This window comes from Microbacterium sp. NPDC090014, assembly GCF_044748285.1.
Classification (GTDB): domain Bacteria; phylum Actinomycetota; class Actinomycetes; order Actinomycetales; family Microbacteriaceae; genus Microbacterium.
Genome location: NZ_JBIVFS010000001.1, coordinates 1968220 through 1980426 on the forward strand (window position 1 = coordinate 1968220; position 12207 = coordinate 1980426).

14 protein-coding genes are annotated in these 12207 nt (G+C 65.9%); all 14 read left to right on the top strand.

What is annotated here, in order from left to right:
• Positions 1-29: 29 nt before the first annotated feature.
• A complete protein-coding gene (locus tag ACIPV5_RS09255) occupies positions 30-737 on the top strand; it encodes an L-threonylcarbamoyladenylate synthase (RefSeq protein ID WP_053095755.1) in 708 nt (235 codons plus the stop codon).
• Positions 734-1906, top strand: coding sequence for an MraY family glycosyltransferase (locus tag ACIPV5_RS09260; protein ID WP_053095756.1), 1173 nt, complete (start codon positions 734-736; stop codon positions 1904-1906). The genes ACIPV5_RS09255 and ACIPV5_RS09260 overlap by 4 nt, the downstream gene beginning before the upstream one ends.
• Complete coding sequence (locus ACIPV5_RS09265; protein ID WP_400340857.1) at positions 1903-2478, top strand: hypothetical protein; 576 nt, start codon at positions 1903-1905, stop codon at positions 2476-2478. The genes ACIPV5_RS09260 and ACIPV5_RS09265 overlap by 4 nt, the downstream gene beginning before the upstream one ends.
• Positions 2479-2624: 146 nt before the next feature.
• A complete protein-coding gene (atpB, locus tag ACIPV5_RS09270; RefSeq protein WP_400340859.1) occupies positions 2625-3407 on the top strand; it encodes a F0F1 ATP synthase subunit A in 783 nt (260 codons plus the stop codon).
• A 43-nt stretch (positions 3408-3450) separates the two neighbouring features.
• A complete protein-coding gene (gene atpE / locus ACIPV5_RS09275) occupies positions 3451-3687 on the top strand; it encodes an ATP synthase F0 subunit C (RefSeq protein ID WP_042541851.1) in 237 nt (78 codons plus the stop codon).
• Between the two features lie 27 nt (positions 3688-3714).
• A complete protein-coding gene (locus ACIPV5_RS09280; RefSeq protein WP_053095759.1) occupies positions 3715-4269 on the top strand; it encodes a F0F1 ATP synthase subunit B in 555 nt (184 codons plus the stop codon).
• Positions 4269-5057, top strand: coding sequence for a F0F1 ATP synthase subunit delta (locus ACIPV5_RS09285; RefSeq protein WP_053095760.1), 789 nt, complete (start codon positions 4269-4271; stop codon positions 5055-5057). Before ACIPV5_RS09280 ends, ACIPV5_RS09285 begins: the two co-directional genes overlap by 1 nt.
• Positions 5058-5104: 47 nt before the next feature.
• Positions 5105-6745 (top strand): F0F1 ATP synthase subunit alpha, encoded by a 1641-nt coding sequence (gene atpA, locus ACIPV5_RS09290; RefSeq protein WP_400340861.1) that lies wholly within the window; start codon positions 5105-5107, stop codon positions 6743-6745.
• A gap of 20 nt (positions 6746-6765) precedes the next feature.
• Positions 6766-7665: a F0F1 ATP synthase subunit gamma gene (locus tag ACIPV5_RS09295; RefSeq protein ID WP_400340862.1), complete on the top strand. Its 900-nt coding sequence runs from the start codon at positions 6766-6768 to the stop codon at positions 7663-7665.
• Between the two features lie 23 nt (positions 7666-7688).
• Complete coding sequence (atpD, locus tag ACIPV5_RS09300) at positions 7689-9143, top strand: F0F1 ATP synthase subunit beta (RefSeq protein ID WP_053095763.1); 1455 nt, start codon at positions 7689-7691, stop codon at positions 9141-9143.
• Between the two features lie 2 nt (positions 9144-9145).
• Positions 9146-9406 carry a F0F1 ATP synthase subunit epsilon gene (locus ACIPV5_RS09305; protein ID WP_053095764.1) on the top strand — a complete coding sequence of 87 codons (261 nt, stop codon included), beginning with the start codon at positions 9146-9148 and terminating at the stop codon, positions 9404-9406.
• Between the two features lie 72 nt (positions 9407-9478).
• Entirely contained in the window at positions 9479-10225 is a 747-nt protein-coding gene (locus ACIPV5_RS09310) for a YaaA family protein (RefSeq protein ID WP_400340863.1), read from the top strand.
• A 118-nt stretch (positions 10226-10343) separates the two neighbouring features.
• Entirely contained in the window at positions 10344-11123 is a 780-nt protein-coding gene (locus tag ACIPV5_RS09315; protein ID WP_157538147.1) for a DUF5684 domain-containing protein, read from the top strand.
• A 242-nt stretch (positions 11124-11365) separates the two neighbouring features.
• Positions 11366-12184 (top strand): PP2C family serine/threonine-protein phosphatase, encoded by an 819-nt coding sequence (locus tag ACIPV5_RS09320; protein ID WP_053095767.1) that lies wholly within the window; start codon positions 11366-11368, stop codon positions 12182-12184.
• The last annotated feature ends 23 nt before the right edge of the window (positions 12185-12207 follow it).

Genomic DNA, 12207 nt, shown 5'->3' on the forward strand with positions numbered 1-12207 from the left:
CAGACATCGCCAACTAGAATCGGATCGTCATGTCCTCCATCTTCGATTGCGGCGACGAGGCCCAGCTCCTCGCCGGCATGCGCCACGCCCGCCAGGCCATCGCCCGCGGCGAACTCATCGTCATGCCCACCGACACGGTCTACGGCGTCGCCGCCGACGCGTTCTCTCCCGCTGCCGTACAGCGCCTCCTCGACGCCAAAGGGCGAGGGCGCAATCAGCCGCCTCCCGTGCTCATCGGCACGAAGGAGACGCTGCACGCGCTGGCGGAGTCCGTTCCCGAGCCCGTCCAGCGACTCGTCGACGCCTTCTGGCCCGGCGGCCTGACCATCGTTCTCCCCGCTCAGCCCTCTCTCGTCTGGGACCTGGGCGACACGGAGGGGACCGTCGCCGTCAGAATGCCCGAGGGGCGCGTCGCGCTGGAGCTCCTGGCGGAGACCGGACCGCTGGCCGTCTCCAGCGCGAACCTCACCGGCCGTGAGTCGGCGATCTCCGCGTTCGATGCCGAGCGGATGCTCGGAGACAGCGTGTCGGTGTATCTCGCAGACGGCGTCAGTCGCGACGGGGTCGCGTCGACGATCGTCGACGCGACCTCCCTGGTTCCCCGCGGCGCGGAGCCCGCCGCCGGTGGTGTTCGCATCCTCAGAGCCGGCGCCGTCAGCCGCGAACGGCTGGAGGAGGTGCTCGGCGACCTGCTCGAACCCGAGGCGCCGTCGCCGGAATCGGACGGGGATTCGTGAAGCAGTACCTCCTCACGATCATCCTGACCGCCGCGATCACCTTCGCGTTGACCTGGGCGGTCTGGAAGCTGAGCCTGCGTTTCAAGCTGTACCCCGGCATCCGAGAGCGGGATGTGCACACGACTCCCACTCCCCGTCTCGGTGGCGTCGCGATCTTCCTCGGCATCGCAGCGGCGATCGGGGTCTCGGCTCTGAATCCGTTCTTCACCACCATGTGGATGCCGCCGCAGACGATGTGGTCGATCCTCGCCGCATCCCTCTTGATCGCCGTCATCGGCGTCGTCGACGATCTGTGGGATCTCGACTGGATGATCAAGCTCGGCGCACAGTTCCTCGCTGCCGGGATCATCACCGTCGGTGGCGGGCTGCAGATCCTCTCCCTGCCGTTCGGCGATCTGATCGTCTTCTCGAGCTGGCTGAGCATCACCATCACGATGTTCGCGATCGTCATCGTGATGAACGCCGTCAACTTCATCGACGGCCTCGACGGCCTCGTCGCCGGCGTCTGCCTGATCGCGAACGGCGTGTTCTTCGCCTACTCCTACATCCTGACGCGTGACACCGGAGCATCGAGCTACTTCAACCTCGCATCCTTCCTCGCCGCAGTGCTGATCGGCGCGTGCCTCGGCTTCCTCCCGTTCAACTGGAGTCCTGCGAAGCTCTTCATGGGCGATTCGGGAGCGCTCGTGATCGGTCTGCTGATGGCGACGTCCGCGATCGCCGTGACCGGGCAGCTCGAGCCGTCGGCCCTCGATCCCGAGCGTCTCGGACGATCGCAGCTCCTCGGCGCGTTCATCCCGATCCTCCTCCCTCTTCTGGTCGTGCTGCTGCCGCTCCTCGATTTCGGGCTCGCAGTGCTGCGACGGATGAACGCGGGGAAGTCGCCGTTCTCACCCGACCGCAAGCACCTGCATCACCGCATGCTCGACCTCGGCCACCGCGACCGCGACGCCGTGCTCATCTTCTACGCCTGGACCGCGGTCATCTCCCTGGCCGTCCTCCTCATGTACGTGGGCGCGCGTGAGGACTGGCCCGGCCAGTACCTCCCCGGAGTTGTGTTCGGCCTGGTGGGAATCGCCGCGTGCCTCGTCATCACCCTGAATCCTCTGCGCCGACGGAAGCCCGCGGCGTCTGCTGAGTCCGACCCGACACCCGTGGAGTCCCCGTGAGCCCGAGCCCTGTTTCCAGCAATCCGATCCTGCGGAAGACGCTGATCTGGTCCGCGGTCTCGATGGCGGTCCTCGCGATCGTCGCCGGAGCGATCGGCCTCCTCGTCGGCGGGACGGAAGGTCTCGTCAGCGGCCTGCTGGGCGTCGTGCTCGCCATGCTGTTCCTCGGCATCACGGCCCTCAGCATCCTCATCGCCAACCGCTGGTTCGGGGATCCGCTCTACGTGCAGCTGTTCTTCGCGATCGTGCTCGGCGGATGGCTTCTGAAGCTCGGCCTCTTCGTCGTGATCATGATCGTCCTGAGCGGGCAGCCGTGGATCGAGCCGATGGTGTTCTTCCTGTCGATCGTCGCGGGCGTGGTGGCGACCCTCGTCATCGACGTGATCGTCATCACGCGGATGCGCCTTCCGCACGTGAGCGACGCGTCCCTTCCCTCCGAGGCTCCGATCGACCGCGCGCCGGGGGTGGAGCTGCCGACCGTCGTGCCGGAGGATCGTGCGCCCGGACGCCACCACATCGTGCCCGAACCCCCTGTGCAGGACGGCTCCGGCGAACAGCACCCGCGGTCTTAGGACACCCTCTTATTCTGATAGTGTTGAGACGTGCCCGCCGCTCGCCCGCGAGCGCTTGCGCTTGAAGCACACCGACCATCGTCGCCCCGGTTCTGACCGGTGCCCCGAAGCTGGAGCCCGCGCTGTTCAATCTTGCTGCGACCCTGATGCCCAAACTCGCCTCTGACGGCGAGTTCCACGGACCTTCGATCGACGAGTTCTTCCCGGAGATCCTCTTCGAAGTCGCGGGTATCCCCGTGCACCGAATCCACCTCGTGCAGTTCCTCGCCGTGGTCGCCGTCGTGCTGATCCTCGTCCTCGGAACCCGCCGTATGAAGATCGTCCCCGGACGCTTCCAGAGCGTCGTCGAGATGGGGCTGGACTTCGTCCGCACCAATATCGCGCACGATCTGCTCGGACGCAGGGACGGCAACCGATTCCTGCCGATCCTCACCACCATCTTCTTCATGGTGCTGTTCATGAACATCACGGGAATCATTCCGTTCCTGAACATCGCAGGCACGAGCATCGCGGCCGTGCCGCTGACGCTCGCGCTGGTGAGCTACATCACCTTCATCTACGCGGGTATCAAGAAGAGCCCGCTGGGCTTCTTCAAGAACGCGCTGTTCCCGGCCGGCGTTCCGTGGCCGGTCTACATCATCGTGACGCCGATCGAGTTCCTCTCGACGTTCATCATCCGGCCCGTCACGCTGATGCTCCGACTCCTGATGAACATGGTGGTCGGCCACATGCTCCTGGTGCTGTGCTTCGCAGCCACCCAGTTCTTCTTCTTCACCGCAGGTGGCGGCTGGGCCGCTCTCGGTGTCGGAACCCTCGCCTTCGGCGGCGCCTTCACTCTCTTCGAGATCCTGGTCGCCGTTCTCCAGGCATACGTCTTCACCGTCCTCACCGCGGTCTACATCCAGCTCGCGGTCGCAGAAGAGCACTGAGCGGGTCGGCAACTGCCGTCCCACCCAACGAAAGGAAAAACCCGTGGACGCTACTACGGTTCTCGCAGACATCAACGGTCACCTCGCATCGGTCGGCTACGGCCTCGCAGCGATCGGTCCGGCCATCGGCGTGGGTATCGTCGTCGGCAAGACCATCGAGGGTGTCGCTCGTCAGCCCGAGCTGGCCGGCCGCCTGCAGGTCCTCATGTGGATCGGTATCGCCTTCACCGAGGCGCTTGCATTCGTCGGCATCGCCGTCGGATTCATCCCCTTCCCGTAATCCGAACCGACTTCTGAAGGAGACAGGATGCTGAACGCTCTTGTCACGAACCTCGCAGCAGAGGGTGAAACACCCAACCCTCTGATCCCTGCGTGGTACGACATCATCTGGTCGGGTCTGTGGTTCCTCGTCATCCTCATCGTCGTGTGGAAGGTCGCCCTTCCGAAGTTCACGGCAATGCTCGACAAGCGGTCCGCCGCCATCGAGGGCAACATCGCCAAGGCGGACGAAGCACAGAAGCAGGCTGAGGCCGCGCTCGAGGAGTACACCCGTCAGCTCGCCGAGGCACGCACCGAGGCCGGTGAGATCCGCGAAGCCGCCCGTGAGGACGGCAAGAAGATCGTCGCCGAGGCCAAGGAGGCCGCGTCGAGCGAAGCAGCTCGCATCACCGCGACCGCGCACACGCAGATCGAGGCCGAGCGGCAGACCGCTCTCGTCTCGCTGCGCAGCGAGGTCGGCTCGCTCGCGATCGACCTCGCCGGTGGCGTGGTCGGCGAGACGCTCTCCGACGATGCACGTGCGACCGCGGTCGTCGACCGCTTCCTCGCCGACCTCGAAGCATCCGAGAAGGCGGCTCAGTAATGGGCAGCGCGACCACTCAGGCACTCGCGGCATCCACTCAGACGCTTGCCGCAGCGACGGACGTCACTCTCGACACGGCGCGGGAGCTGTTCGCAGCCGCACGCGCCGTGGCGGAGTCGTCTCATTTGAGCGGCGCGCTCGCTGACCCGTCGGCTCCGGTCGTGGCGCGACAGAACGTCGTCGCCGCGGTGTTCGGCGGGTTCTCGCAGAACGCGCAGACCGTCCTGAAGACGGTCGTCGCCGAGCGCTGGTCATCGGCTTCCCAGCTCGTGGACGGCGTCGAGGAACTCGCGATCAGGGCTGCCGCGATCGCCGAACCGCAGGCTGACATCGGGGGAGAGCTCTTCGGCTTCACCCGGGTGATCGCCGCGAACGCGGAGCTCGAGCTCGCGCTCGGAAGCCGCCTCGGGGGCGAAGACGCCAAGGGCGCGCTCGTCGACAGGCTTCTCGCCGGGGGCGTCAGCGACGCGACCGCCGTGATCGTCTCGTCGCTGGTGCGCCAGCCTCGTGACCGTCGCGTTCGGCAGATGCTCACCCGTGCGACGCGGGTCGTCGCCGACCAGGGCGACCGTGTGGTCGCGACGGTGCACAGCGCCACACCGCTCACCGACGCACAGCGCACCCGTCTCAGCGACGCTCTCTCGCGTCGTTACGACGGCAAGATCTCGCTCAACGAGGTCAACGACCCCTCTGTCGTCGGAGGCCTGCGCGTGCAGATCGCCGATGACGTCATCGACGGCAGTATCTCCGCCCGTCTCGCCGATCTTCGCCAGAAGCTCGCCGGCTAACACGACTTCGCGCGGGGAACCGCGCACCCAGATACAAAGGGAAGACAATGGCAGAACTATCGATCAGCCCCGACGTCATCCGTGACGCGCTGAAGGACTTCGCCGCAGCATACGAGCCCACTGGGGCCGCGGCGACCGAGGTCGGCACCGTCATCGACGCAGCCGACGGCATCGCGCATGTCGAGGGACTGCCCGGGGTGATGGCGAACGAACTCGTCACCTTCGCGGACGGCACCAAGGGTCTCGCGCTCAACCTCGACGAGCACCAGATCGGTGTCGTCGTGCTCGGCGACTTCACCGGCGTCGAGGCCGGCCAGGAAGTCACCCGCACGGGTGAGGTCCTCTCGGTTCCCGTCGGCGACGGCTACCTCGGTCGCGTCGTCGACCCGCTGGGTAACCCGATCGACGGCCTCGGCTCCATCGCCACCGAAGGCGTTCGCGAGCTCGAGCTGCAGGCACCGGGTGTCATGCAGCGCAAGTCGGTGCACGAGCCGATGCAGACCGGCATCAAGGCCATCGACGCCATGATCCCCGTCGGCCGCGGTCAGCGTCAGCTGATCATCGGTGACCGCCAGACCGGCAAGACGGCCATCGCGATCGACACGATCATCAACCAGAAGGCCAACTGGGAGTCGGGCGACGTCAACAAGCAGGTGCGCTGCATCTACGTCGCCATCGGTCAGAAGGGCTCGACAATCGCTTCGGTGAAGGGCGCGCTCGAAGAGGCCGGCGCTCTGGAGTACACCACCATCGTGGCGGCTCCGGCATCCGACCCCGCCGGTTTCAAGTACCTCGCTCCCTACACCGGTTCGGCCATCGGCCAGCACTGGATGTACGGCGGCAAGCACGTCCTCATCATCTTCGACGACCTGTCGAAGCAGGCTGAGGCCTACCGTGCGGTGTCGCTTCTCCTGCGTCGTCCGCCGGGCCGCGAGGCTTACCCGGGTGACGTCTTCTACCTGCACTCGCGTCTGCTCGAGCGTTGCGCGAAGCTGTCCGACGAGCTCGGCGCAGGTTCGATGACCGGTCTCCCGATCATCGAGACCAAGGCGAACGACGTCTCGGCATACATTCCGACCAACGTGATCTCGATCACCGACGGCCAGATCTTCCTCCAGTCCGACCTCTTCAACGCCAACCAGCGTCCGGCGGTCGACGTGGGTATCTCGGTGTCGCGAGTCGGTGGTGACGCTCAGGTCAAGTCGATCAAGAAGGTCTCCGGAACGTTGAAGCTGGAGCTCGCGCAGTACCGCTCCCTCGAGGCGTTCGCGATGTTCGCATCCGACCTCGACGCGGCTTCGCGTCGTCAGCTCTCCCGTGGAGCGCGCCTGACGGAGCTGCTCAAGCAGCCTCAGTACTCGCCGTACCCCGTCGAGGAGCAGGTCGTCTCGATCTGGGCCGGAACGAAGGGCAAGCTCGACACCCTCGAGGTCTCGGACGTTCTTCGCTTCGAGCGCGAGCTGCTCGACTACCTGCGTCGCAACACGAAGGTGCTCGAGACCCTGCGCGAGAACAACGTCCTCGATGACGACACCGTCGCCGAGCTCGACAAGCACACCGACGCTTTCCTTCTGGAGTTCCAGGGTGGCAAGGGGCAGGCCATCGGCGCCCCGGGTCACGAGGAGCACGCTGCAGCCGAGGCTGAGGACGTCAACCAGGAGAAGATCGTCAAGGGTCGTCGCGCGTAATCGCGTGAGGAACTGATTTCATGGGCGCTCAACTCAGGGTCTACAAGCAGAAGATCTCTTCTGCTCAGACGACCAAGAAGATCACGAAGGCGATGGAACTCATCGCGGCTTCGCGCATCCAGAAGGCGATGGCACGCGTCAAAGCGTCCAGCCCCTTCGCGCGGGCCGTGACGAGGGCCGTGTCCGCCGTCGCGACGCACTCGAACGTCGACCACCCGCTCACCCGCGAGCCCGAGACGATCCGCCGTTCTGCGGTCGTGATCTTCTCGTCGGACCGCGGTCTCGCCGGAGCCTTCAACTCGCAGATCCTCCGTGAGGGTCTCGAGGTGGCGGAGCTCCTGCGGGGGCAGGGCAAGGAGCCGGTGTTCTACCTCGTCGGACGCAAGGCCGTCGGCTACTTCCAGTTCCGCCGCATCGCGGCTGCTGTGGAGTGGACGGGCGACACCGACACCCCGTCGTTCCACACGGCGGAGGAGATCTCGGCCACGCTGCTCGAGGACTTCTCGCGCGGTGCGGACGAGGGTGGCGTCGACGAGATCCACCTCGTGTACAACCGCTTCGTCAGCATGATGACGCAGTCGCCGGAATCCGTGCGACTGCTCCCGCTGGAGATCGCGGAAGCCGATGACTCGGAAGCGGGCAGCGCCGTCTACCCGCTGTACGAGTTCGAGCCGGATGCCGAGACAGTCCTCGACGCGATCCTGCCGGTGTACATCCAGAGCCGCGTCTTCAACGCTCTCCTGCAGTCGTCTGCCGCCAAGCAGGCCGCCACGCAGAAGGCGATGAAGTCGGCCAGCGACAACGCCGACAAGCTCATCACCGACTACACCCGTCTGCGCAACAACGCGCGTCAGGCGGAGATCACGCAGCAGATCGCGGAGATCGTCGGCGGCGCCGACGCCCTCTCGTCGAGCAAATAGACCATCAGGAAAGAGACGAAGAAATGACCCCCACCGCTACGGCTGACCAGCCGGCGACCGCGGTCGTCGGGCGCGTCGCGCGCGTCAACGGTCCGGTTGTCGACATCGAGTTCCCGCACGACTCGATCCCCGACATCTACAACGCTCTGAAGACCACCATCGTCATCGGCGAGGAGTCCACGGAGATCACCCTCGAGGTCGCTCAGCACCTCGGCGACGACCTCGTTCGCGCCATCGCGCTGAAGCCCACCGACGGCATCGTCCGCGGCCAGGAAGTCCGCGACACGGGCGAGGCCATCTCGGTCCCGGTCGGCGACGTCACCAAGGGCAAGGTCTTCAACGTGATCGGCGAGGTCCTGAACCTCGAGCCCGGCGAGACCATCGAGGTCACCGAGCGTTGGCCGATCCACCGCAAGGCTCCCAACTTCGACCAGCTCGAGTCGAAGACCACGATGTTCGAGACCGGCATCAAGTCGATCGACCTCCTCACGCCGTACGTGCTGGGTGGAAAGATCGGTCTGTTCGGTGGAGCCGGTGTCGGCAAGACCGTCCTCATCCAGGAGATGATCCAGCGCGTCGCGCAGGACCACGGTGGAGTCTCGGTGTTCGCCGGTGTCGGTGAGCGCACCCGTGAGGGCAACGACCTCATCCACGAGATGGAAGAGGCGGGTGTCTTCGACAAGACGGCCCTCGTCTTCGGCCAGATGGACGAGCCGCCGGGAACGCGTCTGCGCGTCGCCCTCTCGGCTCTGACGATGGCGGAGTACTTCCGTGACGTGCAGAAGCAGGACGTGCTGCTCTTCATCGACAACATCTTCCGCTTCACGCAGGCCGGTTCCGAGGTCTCCACGCTGCTGGGCCGCATGCCCTCCGCCGTGGGTTACCAGCCGAACCTCGCCGACGAGATGGGCCTCCTGCAGGAGCGCATCACGTCGACCCGTGGCCACTCGATCACCTCGCTGCAGGCGATCTACGTGCCCGCCGATGACTACACCGACCCGGCACCGGCGACCACGTTCGCCCACCTCGACGCCACCACGGAGCTCTCGCGTGAGATCGCGTCGAAGGGTCTGTACCCGGCCATCGACCCGCTGACCTCGACGTCGCGCATCATGGACCCCCGCTACTTGGGCGAGGACCACTACCGCGTCGCCACCACGGTCAAGCAGATCCTCCAGAAGAACAAGGAACTGCAGGAGATCATCGCCATCCTCGGTGTCGACGAGCTCTCCGAAGAGGACAAGATCGTCGTGTCTCGTGCACGTCGTATCCAGCAGTTCCTCTCGCAGAACACCTACATGGCCAAGAAGTTCACGGGTGTCGAGGGTTCGACCGTCCCGCTCAAGGAGACCATCGAGTCGTTCGATGCGATCGCCCGCGGTGACTTCGACCACGTCGCCGAGCAGGCCTTCTTCAACGTCGGTGGCATCTCCGATGTCGAAGAGCAGTGGGCGAAGATCCAGAAGGAGAACGGCTGATCATGGCATTGCATGTCAGCCTCGTCTCCGCGGATGCGGAGGTCTGGACGGGAGAGGCGAGCCTCGTGGTCGCCAAGACCGTCGAGGGTGAGATCGGATTCATGGCCGGCCACGAGCCGGTCCTGGCGATCCTCGCCCAGGGCGAGGTCCGGATCACGCAGACGGATGGCACAAAGGTGCTCGCCAACGCGCAGGACGGATTCCTCTCGATGGAGAGCGACGTCCTGACGATCGTGGCAGGCAACGCGGCTCTCATCGCCTGATCAGTCCCAGTTCCTCGCGTCCGCCTCGGCCCTCAGTGGGTCGGGGCGGACGTGTCTGTATCCCGAGGTCTCATGAAGATTCTGCTGCCCCCGTCGGAGACCAAGCGACCCGGAGGACGCGATGCGCCTCTCGACGAGAGCTCGCTGGCGCTCCCCGGGCTGGTCGCCGAGCGCCGAGCGGTGATCGATGCGCTCATCGATCTGGCGCACGACGAGCAAGCAGCGCGCAGAGTGCTGAAGCTGAGCCCCAAGCAGGCAGGCGATGTCGAGCACAATCGGATGCTGCGCTCGGCCGCGACGATGCCGGCGGTCGACCGTTACACGGGCGTTCTGTATGACGCTCTCGACGCGGGCAGTCTCGACCCAGCGTCTCGCCGCTGGCTCGGTTCGCACGTCTGGATCCACTCGGCGCCGCTGGGGCCGATCGGGGCGCTCGATCTCATTCCGCCGTACCGGCTCGCTGCCGGGACCTCAGTGCCGGGCCTGGCTGCGCTGCGCAGGCACTGGGCAGACGCGACCACGACGGCCATAGCGGGGGAGGACCCCGACTTCATTCTCGATCTGCGCAGTGAGGCCTACGTCGCGCTCGGTCCCGTGCCGGACTCCGTGCCCTCCGCTTATGTGCGGGTCGTCACCGAGCACGGACGGGCTCTCAATCACTTCAACAAGAAGTCCAAGGGTCTTCTCGTGCGCGCGCTGGCGGAGGACCGCCCGCGAGTTCGGTCGCTTCGCACGCTTCGGACATGGGCGGCGAGCAGGGGTCTCGTCCTTCGACCGACCGACGACCGCGGTGTCGAGGAGCTCGTCGTCGCGGAATGACGGTGCATGACGGGCAGTGCGCTGTCTCTGCGTGTGTCGTTGCCCCGAATATCAGCACACCGATATGGTGGGTCTCGCGGCGCGCACAGCGTCCGCTCCATCGGATCCGGAGGGGATCATGTACAACGACTATTACGACAACGGGGCGGCTATCGCCGGTCTGTTCGTCGTCTTCTTGATCAGTCTGCTCTTTGCGCTGGCGTTCTATGTGATCTCGTCGATCTTCCTCATGAAGATCTTCGAAAAGGCTGGCGTCCAGGGCAAGTGGCGCGCGTGGGTGCCGGTGTACAACACGATGATCTTCGCGAAGCTGGGTGACATCTCGCCGTGGGTCGTCCTCATCGGCATCGGTCTCTCGTTCATTCCGTACCTCAACTTCCTGACCGGCATCGCTCTCGCTGTGGTGCTCGCTCTGGCCGCATGGCGGGTCGGACTGAAGCTGCAGAAGGATGCCGTCTGGGTGGTCCTGTTCGTTCTGCTCTCGATCGTCTGGTACGGCATCAACGCGTTCGACAAGTCGCGCTGGAACCCGAACATCGTTCCCGCACCGTGGGCAGGAAACAGCTTCCTCGCCGATTCCACCGTCTGGGATGGCGTTCCTGTGCAGCCGCGTCCGGCAGCCGGTCCCGGCTACGGCGCTCCGCAGGGCTACGGCGCTCCTCAGCAGGGCTACGCGCCGCCCGCGCCGCAGGGATACGCACCGCCCGCGCAGCCCGGCTACGCTCCGCCCGCCCAGCCCGGTTACGCTCCGCCCGCGGCCCCGTCGACCACCGGTGCTCCGCCGGCTGCTCCGTCGACGCCGCCCACGGCACCGCCCACGGCACCGCCGGCTCCGCCCGCAGCGCCTCCGGCCGCTCCGCAGGTTCCGCCCACGGATCCCACGCAGCCTCCGGCCTGATCGCATACCGCACAGAGCCCTCGACTTCGGTCGGGGGCTCTGTGCTGTATGGGGCGCTCGCGGCGTGGTGAAGAGCAACGGTGGAAGACGATAACGTGGAGGCATGCTCATGTCGCAGCCCAGAGTCGGCGCCGCAGGACTCCGCGTGATGGCCGGGGGTGCGCGTGCGGCCGTCGCGGCGTCCACTACGATATGTGAGTGTCCTGGGGTAGCCCGAACCGCAGGAAATCCGGAGGCGACGAGTGGCTGAGACGACGACGAAGACGCGCCGCGTCACGGTTGCGCAGCGTCAGCTGCTCCTGTCCTGGGCAGGCGTCACCGACGTGGGGCGGCGACGTGAGACGAACCAGGACGCGTTCTTCGCGGACTATCCGCTCTTCATCGTCGCCGATGGCATGGGTGGCCATGCGGGCGGCGAGATCGCGAGCCGCAGCACGGTGAAGCGGCTCGACGCCGTGGTCGCTGCTGGCGCGGTCGATCGCGGCGCCATCGAGGGTGCGTTGGAGATGGCGGTGGCCGACATCGCCGACCATCCGGAGACCACGGACGAGGGTACAGGGACGACGCTCACCGGAGTCTTCCTCGAGTTCGAGGGCGACGAGCCGCATTGGACGTCGCTCAACATCGGCGACTCGCGCGTGTACCTCCTCAGGGACGATCGCCTGGTGCAGATCACCACCGACCACTCGGTCGTGCAGGAGCTCATCGCGGCAGGCAAGATCAGCCCCGAAGAGGCCGAAGGTCATCCGTACAGCAATGTGATCACACGAGCGGTCGGGGCGAGCGAGCTCACCGCTCCCGACTACGTCACGCTCGATGTGCGCCCGGGAGATCGTTTCGTGATCTGCTCTGACGGACTAACGAAGGAGCTGACCGACTACGGCATCCAGCATTTCCTCCGCGAGAACGCCGATCCGGCTGCCGCCGTCGATGCGATGCTCGCTGCGGCCCTCGAGAATGGCGGTCGCGACAACGTGACGCTCGTCATCGTGCAGATCGCGGACGAGTCGCCCTCGGTGCCGGACGAGTCCTCCTCCACAACGGACGAGTCCTCCGTCTGACGTCCTTTCACTGTGGAGGGCTG